Annotated in this window: 17 protein-coding genes; 11 read left to right on the top strand and 6 right to left on the bottom strand. The window is 68.5% G+C overall.

Translation table 11 applies throughout. The annotated features are described in order from the left end of the window. Positions 1 to 36: 36 nt before the first annotated feature. Positions 37 to 1,728, top strand: a complete 1,692-nt coding sequence (locus VES41_RS23135) for an NAD+ synthase (RefSeq protein ID WP_324821960.1) — start codon at positions 37 to 39, stop codon at positions 1,726 to 1,728. Further along, positions 1,725 to 2,063, top strand: a complete 339-nt coding sequence (locus tag VES41_RS23130) for a P-II family nitrogen regulator (RefSeq protein WP_324821958.1) — start codon at positions 1,725 to 1,727, stop codon at positions 2,061 to 2,063. The genes VES41_RS23135 and VES41_RS23130 overlap by 4 nt, the downstream gene beginning before the upstream one ends. Positions 2,064 to 2,103: 40 nt before the next feature. Here the strand turns inward: VES41_RS23130 and VES41_RS23125 are convergent, their stop codons facing one another. The 6 genes from VES41_RS23125 to VES41_RS23100 form a co-directional block, all read right to left on the bottom strand. Then, entirely contained in the window at positions 2,104 to 2,703 is a 600-nt protein-coding gene (locus tag VES41_RS23125; protein ID WP_324821957.1) for a TIGR00730 family Rossman fold protein, read from the bottom strand. Between the two features lie 18 nt (positions 2,704 to 2,721). Then, a complete protein-coding gene (locus VES41_RS23120) occupies positions 2,722 to 3,117 on the bottom strand; it encodes a diacylglycerol kinase (RefSeq protein ID WP_414719222.1) in 396 nt (131 codons plus the stop codon). Continuing rightward, positions 3,110 to 3,565, bottom strand: coding sequence for an RDD family protein (locus tag VES41_RS23115; protein ID WP_414719235.1), 456 nt, complete (start codon positions 3,563 to 3,565; stop codon positions 3,110 to 3,112). The genes VES41_RS23120 and VES41_RS23115 overlap by 8 nt, the downstream gene beginning before the upstream one ends. Before the next feature lie 119 nt (positions 3,566 to 3,684). Then, positions 3,685 to 4,407, bottom strand: coding sequence for a DUF3106 domain-containing protein (locus VES41_RS23110; RefSeq protein ID WP_324821955.1), 723 nt, complete (start codon positions 4,405 to 4,407; stop codon positions 3,685 to 3,687). Then, positions 4,407 to 4,859, bottom strand: coding sequence for a DUF3619 family protein (locus VES41_RS23105; RefSeq protein WP_324821953.1), 453 nt, complete (start codon positions 4,857 to 4,859; stop codon positions 4,407 to 4,409). Before VES41_RS23105 ends, VES41_RS23110 begins: the two co-directional genes overlap by 1 nt. Next, on the bottom strand, positions 4,856 to 5,428 hold the full coding sequence (locus VES41_RS23100; RefSeq protein ID WP_324821951.1) for an RNA polymerase sigma factor: 573 nt from the start codon (positions 5,426 to 5,428) through the stop codon (positions 4,856 to 4,858). Before VES41_RS23100 ends, VES41_RS23105 begins: the two co-directional genes overlap by 4 nt. Before the next feature lie 262 nt (positions 5,429 to 5,690). Between VES41_RS23100 and VES41_RS23095 the strand changes: the two genes are divergently transcribed. The 9 genes from VES41_RS23095 (at position 5,691) to VES41_RS23055 (ending at position 15,755) form a co-directional block, all read left to right on the top strand. Further along, positions 5,691 to 7,475, top strand: a complete 1,785-nt coding sequence (locus tag VES41_RS23095; RefSeq protein ID WP_324821949.1) for an acetolactate synthase 3 catalytic subunit — start codon at positions 5,691 to 5,693, stop codon at positions 7,473 to 7,475. Between the two features lie 129 nt (positions 7,476 to 7,604). Next, positions 7,605 to 8,096, top strand: a complete 492-nt coding sequence (ilvN, locus tag VES41_RS23090) for an acetolactate synthase small subunit (protein WP_324821947.1) — start codon at positions 7,605 to 7,607, stop codon at positions 8,094 to 8,096. Positions 8,097 to 8,130: 34 nt separating this feature from the next. Further along, the gene (ilvC, locus tag VES41_RS23085) at positions 8,131 to 9,150 is read left to right on the top strand and encodes a ketol-acid reductoisomerase (protein ID WP_324822547.1); all 1,020 of its coding nucleotides are present in this window, start codon (positions 8,131 to 8,133) and stop codon (positions 9,148 to 9,150) included. Between the two features lie 223 nt (positions 9,151 to 9,373). Further along, the gene (gene pssA, locus VES41_RS23080) at positions 9,374 to 10,207 is read left to right on the top strand and encodes a CDP-diacylglycerol--serine O-phosphatidyltransferase (protein ID WP_324821945.1); all 834 of its coding nucleotides are present in this window, start codon (positions 9,374 to 9,376) and stop codon (positions 10,205 to 10,207) included. A gap of 103 nt (positions 10,208 to 10,310) precedes the next feature. After that, positions 10,311 to 10,808: a MarR family winged helix-turn-helix transcriptional regulator gene (locus VES41_RS23075; RefSeq protein ID WP_324821943.1), complete on the top strand. Its 498-nt coding sequence runs from the start codon at positions 10,311 to 10,313 to the stop codon at positions 10,806 to 10,808. After that, complete coding sequence (locus VES41_RS23070) at positions 10,805 to 12,982, top strand: FUSC family protein (RefSeq protein WP_324821941.1); 2,178 nt, start codon at positions 10,805 to 10,807, stop codon at positions 12,980 to 12,982. Before VES41_RS23075 ends, VES41_RS23070 begins: the two co-directional genes overlap by 4 nt. Beyond that, positions 12,979 to 13,182, top strand: a complete 204-nt coding sequence (locus VES41_RS23065) for a DUF1656 domain-containing protein (RefSeq protein WP_324821939.1) — start codon at positions 12,979 to 12,981, stop codon at positions 13,180 to 13,182. Before VES41_RS23070 ends, VES41_RS23065 begins: the two co-directional genes overlap by 4 nt. Before the next feature lie 22 nt (positions 13,183 to 13,204). Beyond that, positions 13,205 to 14,191 (top strand): efflux RND transporter periplasmic adaptor subunit, encoded by a 987-nt coding sequence (locus VES41_RS23060; protein ID WP_324821937.1) that lies wholly within the window; start codon positions 13,205 to 13,207, stop codon positions 14,189 to 14,191. Next, complete coding sequence (locus tag VES41_RS23055) at positions 14,184 to 15,755, top strand: TolC family protein (RefSeq protein ID WP_324821935.1); 1,572 nt, start codon at positions 14,184 to 14,186, stop codon at positions 15,753 to 15,755. Before VES41_RS23060 ends, VES41_RS23055 begins: the two co-directional genes overlap by 8 nt. Positions 15,756 to 15,784 lie beyond the last annotated feature (29 nt).

Raw genomic sequence — 15,784 nt, 5'->3', positions numbered from 1 at the left:
ATGACATAATCGTTGCAGCTTCTCTCGTCCAATTGCATGACTCTCAAGATCGCGATCGCGCAGCTGAACTTCGTGGTGGGTGACCTCGCCGGCAACGCGCGCCGGATCGTCGATGCGGCCCGTGCCGCCCATGCCCAGGGTGCGCATCTGCTGCTCACGCCCGAACTGTCGATCTGCGGCTACGCCGCCGAGGACCTTTTCCTGCGGCCGGCCTTCATCCAGGGTTGCGACGAAGCGGTGCGCACCGTGGCGCGCGAGACGGCGCAACTGGCCGGGCTGACCGTGGTGGTGGGCCACCCCAGCGGCCACAGCCTGCGCGGCCGATCGGTGTCGGTGCAGATGCGCCACAACGCCGCCAGCGTGATACGCGACGGCCGCATCGTCGAAACCTACGCCAAGCGCGAACTGCCCAACTACCAGGTGTTCGACGAGCGGCGCTACTTCGCGCCGGGGCAGGGCACCTGCGTGTTCGAGGCCGCAGGCGTCTCGGTGGCGCTACTGATCTGCGAGGACGCCTGGTTCGAGGAGCCGGCGCGGCTGGCGCGCGAGGCCGGGGCCGAGCTCCTGGCCGTCATCAATGCGTCGCCTTACCACGTCGGCAAGGAAGGCGAACGTGTCGAGCGCATGGCAGAGCGTGCCCGCGCCGCCGACATGCCGCTGGTGTTCGCCCACCTGGTGGGCGGGCAGGACGAGGTGGTCTTCGACGGCGCCTCGTTCGCCTTGCAGGCCGACGGCAGCGCGGCCATGCAGGCCGAATCGTTCCGTGAAGAGCTGGCCTTCGTCGAGGTATCGCGCGAAGCCGGCGTCCTGCGCGTCGCGGCCGGCCGGCAGCCTCCGGGCGCGCGCGAGCCATTGGCGCAGCTGTGGGACGCCCTGGTGCTGGGCGTGCGCGACTACATCGGCAAGAACGGCTTTCCCGGCGCCCTGCTGGGCCTGTCCGGAGGCATCGATTCCGCGCTGGTCCTGGCCATCGCCGTCGACGCGCTGGGCAAGGACAGGATGCGGGCGGTGATGATGCCCTCGCCCTACACGGCAGACATCAGCTGGATCGATGCGCGCGACATGGCGCAGCGCCTGGGTGTGCGGTATGACGAAATCTCGATCAGGGACACCTTCGAGTCGTTCAAGAAGGCGCTGGCCGGTGAGTTCGCCGGGCTGCCCGAGGACGCCACCGAGGAGAATATCCAGGCGCGCATCCGCGGCACGCTGCTCATGGGCCTGTCGAACAAGTTCGGCTCGATCGTGCTGACCACCGGCAACAAGAGCGAAATGGCCACCGGATATTGCACGCTCTACGGCGACATGGCCGGAGGCTTCGCCGTCATCAAGGATCTGCTCAAGACCACCGTGTTCGAGCTGGCGCGCTGGCGCAACGCGAACGATCCATACGGCACCGGCGCCAACCCGATCCCGGAGCGCATCATCACCCGGCCGCCCAGCGCCGAGCTGCGTCCGGACCAGGTCGACCAGGACAGCCTGCCGCCCTACGAGGTGCTCGACGGCATCCTGGCCCGCTATATGCAAGACGATGAAAGCGTCGACGACATCATTGCCGCCGGCTTCGACCGGGCCGTGGTGGAGCGCGTGGTGCGATTGATCAAGATCAACGAGTACAAGCGCCGCCAGGCGCCGGTGGGGATCCGGGTCACGCACCGCAGCTTCGGCAAGGATTGGCGCTACCCTATCACCAGCAAGTTCAACGAAACCGCCGGGAGCACAGCGAAATGAAGCAAATCACTGCCATCGTCAAACCCTTCAAGCTCGACGACGTTCGCGAGGCACTGGCCGAGGTCGGCGTCACCGGGCTGACGGTCACCGAGGTCAAGGGCTTCGGCCGGCAGAAGGGCCACACCGAGCTCTACCGCGGCGCCGAATACGTGGTGGACTTCCTGCCGAAGATGAAGATCGAGGTCGTCGTCAACGAAGGCGACGTCGAACGCAGCGTCGACGCCATCGTGAGCGCCGCGCGCACCGGCAAGATCGGCGACGGCAAGATCTTCGTCACCAATGTCGAGCGCGTCGTGCGCATCCGCACCGGCGAGACCGACGAGAACGCGGTCTAGGGCCGGGGCGGGCCGGGCGCCGCTGCGGCGGCGCGCCTATTCACAGGTTCTCGGCCAGCCGATCGCCTTCGGGGTGGCGCGGCACCTCGTCGCGCAGAGCCTGCAGCAACTGTTCCGGCACCGTGCCGGTGCGGATCAGCCCCATCTGCCATTCACCCATGAACCCTTCGCGGACGCTGTGCTGCAGGAATTGCAGCATGCCCGCGTAGTAGCCGCCCGCGTCGAGCACGCCGATCGGCTTGTCGTGATAGCCCAGCTGGCGCCAGGTCCAGACCTCGAACAACTCCTCGAAGGTGCCGATGCCCCCGGGTAGCGCCAGGAAGGCGTGCGAGCGACTGGCCATCATGGCCTTGCGCTCGTGCATGGTGTCCACGACGTGCAGCTCGTCGCACAACGGATTGGCCAGTTCCCGGTCCACCAGCGCCTTGGGAATGATGCCGACCACGCGTCCGCCGGCCGCGCGGGTGGCTTCCGCCACCGCGCCCATCAGGCCGGTGCGGCCGCCGCCGTACACCAACTGGCCGCGATTGGTGCCGATCCAACGCCCGACGGACTCGGCGGCGGCAGCGAATTCGGGCCGCGCGCCCGGGCGCGATCCGCAATAGACACAAACTGAAAAGGGAACGGCAGGAGAACTCATCCCCCGATCATGCCGCGTTCAGGCGACAAATCGGTGCCACAGGCACGCCAGCCAGACGCCGGCGGCCAGCAGCAGCGCCAGCAGCACGGCGGCACTGCCCGTGTCCTTGGCGCGTTTGGACAGGTCATGCCATTCGGGGCCGATGCGATCGATGGCCGACTCGACCGCCGTGTTGAGCAACTCGACGATCAGGACCAGCACCACGCTGCCAGCCAGCAGTGCGGTCTGCACCCAGTCCTGGCCCAGCCAGAACGACAGCGGAATGGCCACGATCGCGACGATGGCCTCCTGCCTGAACGCCGTTTCGTGCCAGCCGATGTGCAGGCCCTGCAGGGAGATCAGCGCGGCGTGCCAGATCCGTTCCAGTCCGCGCCGGCCGCGCTGGGTGTTGGCGCTGCCCTTGGCGTCAGCCATGGTCGCCATGCACCAGCCGGGTGCCGCTCCAGGCATCGTGCCAGAACTGGCCGAGCGGATGGAACCGGCTCATGACCGCCCACACGGCGACCCAGCCGAAGACGACGACGGCCGCCTCGCCGCCGCTGACCTGGAACATGGACAGCACCGCCAGCGGTGGCAGGAACCAGATCCAGGACAGCAGGTAGCGCAGCAGCGCACGCCCCTGGCTGAGCGGGCGCCCGTGCGCATCGACGATGCGGATGCGCCACGTTTTCATCGCCAGTGTCTGCCCGCGCGACCAGAACCAGGTGAAATAGACGCCGATCACGACGAACAGGAACGCCTGCAGCAGCGGGTGGCGGCTGCCGTCGACCGCATTTCGCATCTGTGTCAGGGTGCTGAACAGCCAACCCGCGATGAAGACGACGGCGAACAGCAGCATGCCCTCGTACAGCCAGCAGGCCATCCGGCGCCACAGGCCGGGGGCGCGCAGCGGTGACTGGACCGCGCCGACGGGCGCGCCCGCGTCGGCGGGCAGGGAAGTGGGAGAACTCACGCGAATCGATCGGCCCGCGGCCGGGCCGCCTATTTCTGGACGATGGGGGCCGATTGTGCCGGAGTGGAGACCTGGCTTTCGGGCGGCGCCAGCTGGATGCGCGGCGTGCGCTGGACCGTGTGGTCCAGGGGCGGGACGGGGGCCAGCATGCGCTGCGGCACCGGCCTGACCGGGACGGCGGCCCCCTTGGGTGCGCCGGCGCCTTGTTCGGCCAGCTTCTGGCGCTCTTCGGGGGGCAGCGCCTGGTAGGCCTCCCACTTGGCCCTGCGCTCGTCCGCGGGTGCCAGGCGCTTGACCTCGGCATAGTTGAGCCGCGCGCGGCTGCGCTCCTGTGGGCTGAGTGCGGCCCAGACCGTCATGCGGCTGTGCAGCGCCGACCGCTCATCGGCCGACATCTTGGCGAAATTGCCGGACAAGGCAATCCACTTGCGTTGCTGCGCCGGGTGCAACTGGCCCCAATGGCCCGCCAGCGGGGCCAGCGCCTCTTGCTGCCGGGCGCTCAGTTCGCTCCAGGCCAGGCCATTGGGCGATGCCTTGGGCTGCGCTGAGGGCCGGACCGCCTTGCCGCTCGCAGGAGGCTTGGCCTGCGTGCCTGCAGGCGGCTGCGTGGCTGCCGGCGCCGGACCCTGCGCATGCGCGCCCGCGTGCGCCAGGCTGCCCGTCAGCGCCAGCAGCGCGAGCGCGGCGCGCCAACGCGGGCGCGGAGCGGGGCCGCCGCGACGGCGCGCAAGAAGGCGTTCAGTCAGGCGCATCAACGGACCGTGGTGTCGGCGTCAGTCTTGAGGAACTGCGCGAAGCCGGGGTCGGTGTAGGCTGCGGGCGGCAACTCGCCGGACAGCAATGCGGCGTCCACCTCGGCCACTTCGTTGGCGCGGTTCTCGTCCTGGACGATCTTGATGGCAACCAGCCCCGCCACCAGCGCCACTACCGGCAGGGCCGAAGCGATGCGGGTCCACCACCCCCCGGCGCGCGACGTCGCAGGGCGTGCGGGATCGGCCCGCCCGGTCGGCGACAGTGCGGAGGTGCCCACCGCCGCCCTGCGCCGCGCCAGCGCCCGTTCGCGGCTGGCGCGCAGTCGCTCGCCGATGTCGTGCGGCAGTTCCCGTGTGCCCCTGTTCAGGTGAACCGCCACGCGCGCGCCGAAGCGCGCCTGCGGATCATCCTGCGTTGGGACGGATGCAGTCAGCGAATGAAGTGAGTTCACAATTGGATTCCCTTGGCCTTCAGCGCGCGGCTGAGGGCGTGAACGGCGCGCGAACAATGGGTCTTGACGCTGCCTTCCGAGCACCCCATGGCCGCCGCCGTCTCGGCGACGTCCATCTCCTCCCAGTAACGCAGCAGAAAGGCCTCGCGTTGACGGGCGGGCAGGGCGCTGATCTCGCCTTCGATCTCCCGCAGGACCTGGGCCCGCTGCGTGCTGTCCTGGGCGCTCTCGGTTTCCCGGGTGTCGACCGTGGCGACCAGGCTTTCCATCAGGTCGAAATCGTCCTCGCCCCGGGCTTCGCCGCCTTCGAAGTCGCTCATGTTCGAGAACAGGGCGCGCCGCGTTTTCTGGCGCCGGAACCAGTCGAGCGTGCAGTTCGACAGGATGCGGTGGAAGAGCATGGGCAGCTCCTGCGCCGGCTTGTCCCCGTAGTGCTCGGCCAGCTTGAGCATGCTGTCCTGCACGATGTCCAGGGCCGCCTCGTCGTCGCGAACGTGATACAGCGACCGCTTGAAGGCGCGCCGCTCGACGCCCTTGAGGAAGTCGGAGAGTTCTTTTTCGGAGGCCAAACGGGGAGTATCTTGGAGCGAAAGCGCGGTGAATTATGCCCGGGCGGCGGCGGCATGCCATGGCGCCCGGCGCGCCGCCCGCGCCGGGCGGGGCAGGAAAAATGCCATAATCGTGGTCTGCAAGTCAAAAGGCAAACGGGTCTTGGTCCGGCGCAAATCTGGTGCGCCCATGGTCAAGGCCTCAAGTCTCGACGCGGCTTCACAAGAGCTTGCGAAGGGGCACCCCAGGTTTTTCGTTCCCGAAGAAACTCGAAGGTTCATCATGGAAATCTCCAAGGCGGAAATCGCATCCGCTGCCGCCGCATCCTCCGGGATGGGCACGCAATCCGAAGAACTCATGGGCGCCGAGGTGCTCGTGCGCGCGCTGCAGGCCGAAGGCGTCAAGTACGTCTGGGGCTATCCCGGCGGTGCGGTTCTGTACATCTACGACGCTTTCTACAAGCAGGATTCCATCCAGCACGTGCTGGTGCGTCACGAGCAGGCGGCCGTGCACGCGGCCGACGGCTATGCCCGCGCGACCGGCGACGTCGGCGTGGCGCTGGTCACCTCCGGCCCCGGCCTGACCAATGCGGTCACCGGCATCGCCACGGCCTACATGGATTCCATCCCGATGGTGATCATCTCCGGCCAGGTGCCCACGCCCGCGATCGGGCTGGACGCCTTCCAGGAGTGCGACACCGTCGGCATCACCCGGCCCATCGTCAAGCACAACTTCCTGGTCAAGGATGCCAAGGACCTGGCGCTGACGATGAAGAAGGCATTCCACATCGCCCGCACGGGCCGTCCCGGGCCCGTCGTGGTGGACGTGCCCAAGGACGTCTCCTTCAGGAAGGTGCCCTACACCGGCTACCCCGAAAAGGTGGAGATGCGCTCGTACAACCCGGTGCGCAAGGGCCACGGCGGGCAGATCCGCAAGGCGCTGCAACTGCTGTTGGCGGCCAAGCGGCCCTATATCTACAGCGGCGGCGGCGTGCTGCTGGGCAATGCCTGCGAGGAACTGCGCACGTTGGTCGACATGCTGGGCTACCCGGTCACCAACACGCTGATGGGCCTGGGCGCCTATCCGGCATCGGACCGCAAGTTCCTGGGCATGCTCGGCATGCACGGCACGCTGGAAGCCAACCAGGCCATGCAGAACTGCGACGTGCTGCTGGCGGTGGGCGCGCGCTTCGACGATCGCGTGATCGGCAACCCGAAGCACTTCGCCCAGAACGAGCGCAAGATCATCCACGTCGACATCGATCCGTCGAGCATTTCCAAGCGGGTGAAGGTCGACATTCCGATCGTCGGCGACGTCAAGGAAGTGCTGGCGGAGCTGATCGCCATGATCCGCGAGGGTGATGCGCGGCCCGACGGTGCGGCGCTCGACAGCTGGTGGAAGACGATCGAAGGCTGGCGCTCGCGCGATTGCCTCAAATACGACCGCGGCAACAACGACGTCATCAAGCCGCAGCACGTCCTCGAGACGCTGTGGAACATGACGAAGGACGCCGACACCTACATCACCTCCGACGTCGGTCAGCACCAGATGTGGGCGGCCCAGTACTACCGCTTCGACGAGCCGCGCCGCTGGATCAACTCCGGCGGCCTGGGCACCATGGGCGTCGGCATTCCCTACGCCATGGGCGTCAAGCTGGCCAAGCCCGATTCCGAGGTGTTCTGCATCACCGGTGAAGGCTCGGTGCAGATGTGCATCCAGGAACTGTCTACCTGCCTGCAGTACAACACGCCGATCAAGGTGGTGTCGCTGAACAACCGCTACCTCGGGATGGTGCGCCAGTGGCAGGAGATCGAATACTCCGGCCGCTACAGCCACAGCTACATGGACGCGCTGCCCAATTTCGTGAAGCTGGCCGAGGCCTACGGGCATGTGGGCATGCTGATCGAGCGGCCGCAGGACGTCGAGCCTGCACTGCGCGAGGCGCGCAAGCTCAAGGACCGCACGGTCTTCATGGACTTCCGCACCGACCCCACCGAGAACGTGTTCCCGATGGTGCAGGCCGGCAAGGGCATCACCGAAATGCTGATGGGTTCCGAGGACCTGTAGAACGACTCACGCCCGCCGCGCGGAAGCGGGGCGGGCCATTCATCCCTCTTCAGAGGCGAATCTATTGCTTGTCGAGCCCGCGCATTACCGTGCACGGGGGAGGGCAGCGAAAAGAGGAGCCCGTCAACCATGAAACACATCATTGCTGTCCTGCTGGAGAACGAGCCCGGCGCTCTCTCCCGCGTCGTGGGCCTGTTCTCGGCCCGCGGCTACAACATCGAATCGCTCACCGTGGCCCCCACGGAAGACCCGAGCCTCTCGCGCATGACGATCCAGACCGCCGGGTCGGACGACGTCATCGAGCAGATCACCAAGCACCTCAACCGCCTCATCGAGGTGGTCAAGGTGGTCGACCTCACCGAGGGCGCCTATACCGAGCGCGAACTCATGATGGTGAAGGTGCGCGCCGTCGGCAAGGAGCGCGAGGAAATGAAGCGCATGGCCGACATCTTCCGCGGCCGCATCATCGACGTGACCGACAAGAGCTACACCATCGAATTGACTGGCGACATGGGCAAGAACGACGCGTTTCTCGACGCGATCGAGCGCAGCGCCATTCTCGAAACCGTGCGCACCGGGCCGAGCGGCATCGGCCGCGGCGAGCGCATCCTGCGCGTCTAGGCATCACGCCAACTTACGAATCCAAGAAGGAGCAATCATGAAGGTCTATTACGACAAGGACGCAGATCTGAGCCTGATCAAGGGCAAGACGGTCGCGATCATCGGCTACGGCTCGCAGGGCCATGCCCACGCGCAGAACCTGAACGACAGCGGCGTCAAGGTCGTCGTCGGCCTGCGCAAGGGCGGCGCTTCCTGGCCCAAGGTCGAGAAGGCCGGCCTCAAGGTCGCCGAAGTGGCCGACGCGGTCAAGCAGGCCGACGTGGTCATGATCCTGCTGCCCGACGAGCAGATCGCCAACGTCTACAAGAACGACGTCGCGCCCAACATCAAGGAAGGCGCCTCGCTGGTGTTCGCGCACGGCTTCAACGTGCACTACGGCTTCGTGCAGCCGCGCGCTGACCTCGACGTGTGGATGGTCGCACCCAAGGCCCCTGGCCATACCGTGCGCAGCACGTACACCCAGGGCGGCGGCGTGCCGCACCTGGTGGCCGTCTACCAGGACAAGAGCGGCAAGGCCCGTGACCTGGCCCTGTCGTACGCCATCGCCAACGGCGGCGGCAAGGCCGGCATCATCGAGACCAACTTCCGCGAAGAGACCGAGACCGACCTGTTCGGCGAGCAGGCCGTGCTGTGCGGCGGCACCGTCGAGTTGATCAAGGCCGGCTTCGAGACGCTGGTGGAAGCCGGCTACGCGCCCGAGATGGCCTATTTCGAGTGCCTGCACGAGCTCAAGCTGATCGTCGACCTGATCTACGAAGGCGGCATCGCCAACATGAACTACTCGATCTCCAACAACGCGGAGTACGGCGAGTACGTCACCGGCCCGCGCATCGTGACCGAGGAGACCAAGGCCACGATGAAGAAGGTGCTCAAGGACATCCAGACCGGCGAATACGCCAAGAGCTTCGTCCTGGAGAACGCCGGTGGCGCGCCCACGCTGATCAGCCGCCGCCGCCTCAACGCCGAGCACCAGATCGAAGTGGTGGGCGAGAAGCTGCGGGCGATGATGCCCTGGATCAAGAAGAACAAGCTCGTCGACCAGACTCGGAACTGACCCCCAGCCTACCTGCTGCGCAGGCCAGCCAACCCCCTTTCAGGGGGCGCCATCTGCGGCCCGGCGAAGCCGGATCCGCGGTGGCCCCGAAGGGGCTTCGCTGCGCTTGCCGCGCATGGGCAGGCTTGAAGATGGGTTGCCGGCCACCGCTTTGCGGTGGCCTTTTTTATTCAGAGCGTCGCAAGCGTGGGGCGGGGACGGCGTGCACTAAACTCGCCGCTTCATGCACGACGACACCTCCCTGGACACCGGCACCACGCCCGAGCCGCGCAAGCGGCGCAAGGGCATCTACATCCTGCCGAACCTCTTCACTCTGGGGGCGCTGTTCGGCGGCTTCTACGCCATCGTGATGGCGATGAACGCGCAGTTCGACCAGGCGACGCTCGGCGTATTCGCGGCCATGGTCCTGGACAGCCTGGACGGGCGGGTCGCGCGCATGACGAACACGCAAAGCGCGTTCGGCGAGCAGATGGACTCGCTGTCCGACATGGTGTCGTTCGGTGCGGCACCGGCGCTCATCGCCTACGAATGGTCGCTCAAGGGGTTGGGCCGCTGGGGCTGGATTGCGGCCTTCGTCTATTGCGCCTGCGCGGCGCTCCGGCTGGCTCGCTTCAACGTCAACACGGGCGTGATCGACAAGCGCTGGTTCCAGGGGCTGCCCTCGCCGGCGGCAGCGGCACTCGTCGCCGGCTTCATCTGGCTGATGAACGAATGGGGGCGGCGCGGCGGGGACGTGCTGTACCTCACGTGGCAGCAGATCACCTGGATCACGTTCGGGTTCACGCTTTATGCGGGCCTGAGCATGGTGACCAATGCCCCGTTCTACAGCTTCAAGGACATCCAGATGAAGCGCAGCGTGCCTTTTGCCGTGATCGTCCTGATCGCGCTGGGCATCGCGGTCATCAACATCCATCCGCCCACTGTCCTGTTCAGCCTGTTCGTCGTCTATGGGTTGAGCGGCTACGCGGTGTACCTGTGGCGCCGGGCCAAGGGCCAGCAGGCCAGCGTGATCAGCGTGTCGACCGACGAGCCGGACGAGCGCGGCCTGCACCGGTAGCGTCGACGGCGCCGTCCGAGCGCGGCAATTGCGCCTTCAGAGCCAAGGGTTTTCCCTTGGTCTGCCTATAATAGTTAGATAGCTAACTATTCTTTGATATCCAATGGACGAAGCCACGCGCTCGATGGCGCGCATGACCCTGACGACCGCTCTCGGGGTGTTGCAGCGCCACTACCGCGCGAGTGCCGACAAGGCCGTGGCGCAGTACGGGTTGTCCCAGGCGCTGGTGTGGCCGCTGCTGATCCTCGGCCGGCTGGGCGGTGCGGTGCGGCCCGGCGTGCTGGCCGATGCGCTCGGTATCGAGGCGCCATCGCTGACCCGTTCTCTCGACCAACTGGTGTCGGCAGGCCTGGCCGAACGGCGCAGTGACCCGAACGACGGCCGCGCCAAGACCATCCACATCACTGCCGTCGGCGAGCAGGTACGCGAGCAAATCGAGATCGTGCTGCGCGGCTTGCGCGCAGAGGTGTTCGACGGCGTGTCCGATCGCGACCTGGCGGCCTGCCTGCGCGTGTTCGTGCACATGGGCAAGCGGCTGGACTGCGCCATTCCGTCCATTCCGCTGCTCGACGGCGTGGACGATGAAGCGGGGCGGCCATGACGTTCCATCGGCCTGCCTGGCTGCGCGTGAGCGCGCCGGAGATGCTGTTTTCAGTCAAGAGTTTCGCGGCGGCGATGCTGGCCGCATACATCGCGCAATGGGCCGGCCTGCCGAGGCCGTTCTGGGCCATGCTGACCGCCTACGTGGTGGCCAATCCGTTCGCGGGGGCGGTGCGTTCGAAGGCGGTGTATCGCTTCATCGGCACCTTCGTCGGGTCCGCCGCCACGCTCGCGATCGTGCCTGCGCTGTCGAATGCACCCGAACTGCTCACGCTTGCGCTGAGCCTGTGGGTGGCCGTGTGCCTCTACGTCTCGCTGCTCGACCGCACGCCTCGCGCCTACCTGTTCATGCTGGCCGGCTACACGGCGGCGCTCATCGGCTTCCCCTCGGTCCAGACGCCGGCGCTGGTGTTCGACACGGCCAGCGCACGCGTCGAGGAGATCGGCCTGGGCATCCTGTGCGCCGCGCTGGTCCATTCGCTCGTGCTGCCCACCAGCCTGGCCGGCACGGTCATCGGCCTGCTCGATCGCACCCTCGCGGATGCACGCACCTGGTTCTCGGACCTCATGCGCGCCGGCGTCCCTGCGAACCCGGCCGAGGGCGCGGCTGATGATCTGGCTGGGACCGCGGCCGCGCCGCTGAGCGGCCTCGGCGCCGACCGGCGCCGACTGGCGGCCGACATCACGCAGTTGCGCACGCTCTCCACGCACGTGCCCTTCGACACCGGCAACCTGCGCTTTGCCGCAGGGGCGCTTCACCTCATGCAGGACGGCGTTGCGGCGCTGACGCCGGTGTTCGCCGCGGTAGAGGATCGGCTGCGTGCCCTGCACGAGGCCGAGGGCGCGCTGTCGCCCGAAGTGCTTGGCGTGCTTGCACAGGTGGACGCCTGGATCGGTGCGCAGGGCTGGCTGGACGCGTCGCGCACCGCCGCCCTGCGGCAGCAGGTGCGCGCGCTGGGCGCCGTGGGCGATCGGCGCGGGTCGCCATGGCACCAGGCGCTGTATGTCGCACTGGCCGCGCGGCTCGAACAGTTGACCGAAGGCTGGCAAGCCACCATTGCGGTGCGCGCCGACATCGACCGCGGATTGGCCGGCAATGCCGCCGCCCGGCGGCGCAATGCCGCTGCCGCCAGCGCGAACGTCCTGCACCTGGACCGCGGGATGGCACTGCTGTCGGCGCTGGCAGCCTTCCTGGCCATCGGCGCGTCGTGCGCGTTCTGGATCCTCACCGGATGGTCGGGCGGCGCCGGCGCCGCCATGATGGCCGCGATCTTCTGCAGCTTCTTCGCCGGCATGGACGACCCGGTCCCGGCGATCCACATGTTCCTGAAGTTCACGCTGTGGTCGGTGCCGATCGCGTTCTTCTACATCCTGGTGCTGATGCCGCTGGTGCAGGACATGGCGTCGCTCGTGCTGGTGTGTGCGCCGGTCTTCCTGCTGCTCGGCTGCCTGATCGCGCGCCCCGCCACGGCCGGACAGGCGATGGCCATGCTGTTCGGCGTGGCCGGCGTGCTGGCGGCGCGCGATACCCACACGGCCGACTTCGTCGACTTTGCCAACAGCATCATTTCGCAGGTGGTCGGCATCGTCATCGCCGCGCGGGTCACGGCGCTGGTGCGCACGGTGGGCGGGCAGTGGATGGCGCAGCGCCTGCAGCGCGCGACCTGGCGCGACCTGGCCGACCTGGCGCGCCATCCGGCCCACGCCGAGGCCGCCCGCAGCCATGCGGCTCGAACGCTCGACCGCATCGGCCTGATTGCTCCGCGCGTGGCGCAGGCCGACGGCACCGCCCCCGATGGCGCCGCCCAGGCCGCGTTGCGCGACCTGCGCATGGGCCTGGACATCGCGGCGCTGCAGCGAACCCGGCATGCACTGCCACCGACCGCGATGGCGCCGGTGGCCGCGTTGATCGCCAATGTGGCCGACTATTTCGACCGACGCGCTGCCGGCCGCGCCGATGCCGACGCCGCAGGCGCGCTGGCGGACCTCGACCTGGCGCTCGCGGCCCTCTTGCCCTTGCCGAGCGGCAGCGCCGACGAACGCGTGGCCGTGGCCGCTCTTGTCGGCTTGCGCCGCAATCTCTTCGCCCACGTGCAGCCGGCGTTGCCGGCCGCACTGACTGCCGGCGGCGGCAGCGCCGGCGGGCATCTCACTCCCAAGGAAGCATTCGCATGATCGGCGAGGCCAACATCTACGGCATCTACATCCCCTGGCTGGGCGTTCTCGCGCTGATCGCGCTGCCGGGCCTGTGGGTGGCACGGCGCGCGCTGGCGGCGGCGGGCCTGTATCGCTGGGTCTGGCATCCGGCCCTGTTCGACGTCGGCCTTTACCTGCTGATCCTGTTCGGCCTGACCCGCGTGACGGCGCACCTGTGAACACACCAGAAAGAACGAAGAAATGAATGAATCGACCCGCCATCCCAGGAGCGTGAACGCATGGCAGCGCCGCGTGGTCAGCGTGCTCGTCACCGCCGCCGTGGTCGGCGCCGCCGGCTGGGCAAGCTGGCGCCTGTGGGACCACTACGAGCTGTCGCCCTGGACCCGTGACGGACGCGTACGCGCCAACGTGGTCATGATCGCGCCCGACGTCTCCGGGCTGGTGACCGATGTGCCGGTTCAGGACAACGAAGCAGTGAAGGCCGGCAGCCTGCTCTTTGCGGTCGATACCGCGCGCTACGAGCTCGCCGTGCATCAGACACGCGCCGCGCTGGAGGCGCAACGGGCATTGCTTGCCCAAGCCGCACGCGAGGACGCGCGCAATGCGTCGCTGGGCAACCTGGTGTCGGCAGAAGCGCGCGAGCAGACCCGTTCGCGCGTGGCGCAGGCGCATGCCGCCGTGGCGCAGGGCGAGGTGGCCCTGCAGGGCGCCGAGCTCAACCTGCGCCGGGCCCACGTGCAGGCCCCCATGGACGGCATGGTCACCAATCTCGACCTGCGCGTCGGCGGCTATGCGTCCACCGGGCGTCCGGCGTTGGCGCTGGTCGACGCAGGCTCGATGTACGTGGAAGGCTACTTCGAGGAAACCAAGCTGCCGCGCATCCACGTCGGCGACCGCGTCGAAGTCACGCCGATGGGCGGTGGCGGCGTGCTGCGCGGCACGGTGCAGAGCATCGCGGCCGGCATTGCCGACCGCGACCGGTCCACCGGCGCCAACCTGTTGCCCAGCGTGTCCCCCAATTTCAACTGGGTGCGGCTGGCGCAGCGCATCCCGGTGCGCGTCAAGCTCGATGCCTTGCCGCCGGACGTGCGGCTCGTGGCGGGCGAGACGGTGACCGTGCAGGTCCGCGGCGCAGCGGCGGCCGCGGGGCCGGCGCCCGAGCCGGCTCCGTCGTTGCCTCCGTCGGCCGATGCTGTCGGCCGCAAGCCGGGGGAACGCCATGCATGACGCCCACGACAGAGTGCGCGCGTACGGCAGGCGCCTGGCCGGCGTATCGAGCGCGATCGCGCTGGCGGGCCTGCTTTCGGCTTGCACCACGGTCGGGCCCGACTACCAGATGCCAGCGGACGCGGCTGCGAACAAGCTCTCGGCCAACGCGCCGTTCGTTTCCGCAACGGGCGGGCAGGGCGACCAGGCCCGCGGCAAGCTCTTTACCAGCGAGGCGCTGCCGGCACATTGGTGGCGCCTGTACGACGACGCCACGCTCGACGGCCTGGTGCAGCGCGCCCTGGCCCACAACACCGACCTGCGCGTCGCAGCGGCCAACCTCGAGCGGGTGCGCCAGATGGAAGGCGTCGCCGCCGGGGCGGGCAAGCCGCAGATCGGCGCCAAGGCCGAGGCGCTCTACGGCCACGTGTCGGGGCTGTCGCTGCTGGCCGAAGACTATTCGCCGCCGAACGAAGTGGACGACGTGCTCGGCGTCACGCTGGGCTACCAGATCGACGTGGTGGGGCAGATCCGCCGCTCGATCGAAGCCGCGCGTGCCGACACCGAGGCGGCCCAGGCTGCGCTCGATCTGGTGCGCATCAACGTTGCGGCCAGCACGGCCCGGGCCTATGCGGCGGTCTGCAGCAGCGGGCTGCAGATCCGCCAGTCCGAGCAGTCGATCGCGCTGCAGCGCCAGGCGCTGGATTTGTCCGATCGCCTGCGCGAGGCCGGCCGCACCGGCAGCATCGACAGCCTGCGGGCCCAGGCGCAGCTGCACGGCCTGCAGGCGGCCCTGCCGACGCTGCAGGCGCACAAGCGCAGCGGGCTGTTCCGCCTGGCCACGCTGATGGGCGAGGCACCGGGAGACTTCCCGGCGGCGGTGGCCGACTGCGTGACGCCGCCGCGCGTGACGGCGGCGCTGCCGGTCGGCGACGGGCGGGCGCTGCTGCGCCGTCGTCCGGACATCCGGCAGGCCGAGCGCCAGGTGGCCGCGGCCACCGCACGCATCGGCGTGGCGACGGGCGACCTGTACCCCAAGATCGCCATTGGCCTGTCGGCCTCGTCGGCAGGGCCGGCGCGGGACTTCCTGGGCAAGGACGCGTTCTCCTGGGGCCTGGGGCCGCTCATCACCTGGAGCGTCCCGAGCACCGGCGTGGTCCAGGCCCACATCGCGCAGGCCGAGGCCGGCACGCGCGCGGCAGTCGCTACGTTCGACGGCAAGGTGCTCAACGCGCTGCGCGAGACGGAGACCGCGCTCGACGCCTATGCGCGCGAGTTGCAGCGCCGCCAGCAACTCGAGGCGGCCCGCGACGCGGCCGAGCAGGTCGCGCAGCAGGCACGGCGCCTGTACCAGGGCGGCAAGACGGGCTACCTTTCCGCATTGGATGCCGAGCGGTCGCTGGCGCAGGCCGAGGCCGCGCTCGCTTCGTCCGAAGGCCAACTGGCCGATGACCAGGTGACGCTGTTCCTCGCGCTCGGCGGCGGCTGGCAGGCAGAAGAAGTGCAGGCCCGGGTCGAGCCGGATGCCGCGGTGGCCACGCCCGCCGCCGGTCGCCCGGCAGGCGCAGCCGGGCGCGAAGGCTGACCCGCTTGCCAAGCCTGCGCGCACGTGTG

Source organism: Variovorax sp., from assembly GCF_035634955.1.
GTDB lineage: Bacteria > Pseudomonadota > Gammaproteobacteria > Burkholderiales > Burkholderiaceae_C > Variovorax.
The sequence above is the reverse complement of the archived record's forward strand: the minus strand, read 5'-3'. Positions and strand labels throughout refer to the sequence as shown.

Coding starts and splice junctions, on each gene's coding strand:
- VES41_RS23095 (WP_324821949.1), top strand. CDS start 5,691: ATGGAAATCTCCAAGGCGGAAATCGCATCCGCTGCCGCCGCATCCTCC.
- VES41_RS23115 (WP_414719235.1), bottom strand. CDS start 3,565: ATGGCCTGCTGGCTGTACGAGGGCATGCTGCTGTTCGCCGTCGTCTTC.
- ilvN (WP_324821947.1), top strand. CDS start 7,605: ATGAAACACATCATTGCTGTCCTGCTGGAGAACGAGCCCGGCGCTCTC.
- VES41_RS23065 (WP_324821939.1), top strand. CDS start 12,979: ATGATCGGCGAGGCCAACATCTACGGCATCTACATCCCCTGGCTGGGC.
- VES41_RS23075 (WP_324821943.1), top strand. CDS start 10,311: ATGGACGAAGCCACGCGCTCGATGGCGCGCATGACCCTGACGACCGCT.
- VES41_RS23110 (WP_324821955.1), bottom strand. CDS start 4,407: ATGCGCCTGACTGAACGCCTTCTTGCGCGCCGTCGCGGCGGCCCCGCT.
- VES41_RS23060 (WP_324821937.1), top strand. CDS start 13,205: ATGAATGAATCGACCCGCCATCCCAGGAGCGTGAACGCATGGCAGCGC.
- pssA (WP_324821945.1), top strand. CDS start 9,374: ATGCACGACGACACCTCCCTGGACACCGGCACCACGCCCGAGCCGCGC.
- VES41_RS23125 (WP_324821957.1), bottom strand. CDS start 2,703: ATGAGTTCTCCTGCCGTTCCCTTTTCAGTTTGTGTCTATTGCGGATCG.
- VES41_RS23055 (WP_324821935.1), top strand. CDS start 14,184: ATGCATGACGCCCACGACAGAGTGCGCGCGTACGGCAGGCGCCTGGCC.
- VES41_RS23135 (WP_324821960.1), top strand. CDS start 37: ATGACTCTCAAGATCGCGATCGCGCAGCTGAACTTCGTGGTGGGTGAC.
- VES41_RS23120 (WP_414719222.1), bottom strand. CDS start 3,117: ATGGCTGACGCCAAGGGCAGCGCCAACACCCAGCGCGGCCGGCGCGGA.
- VES41_RS23130 (WP_324821958.1), top strand. CDS start 1,725: ATGAAGCAAATCACTGCCATCGTCAAACCCTTCAAGCTCGACGACGTT.
- VES41_RS23070 (WP_324821941.1), top strand. CDS start 10,805: ATGACGTTCCATCGGCCTGCCTGGCTGCGCGTGAGCGCGCCGGAGATG.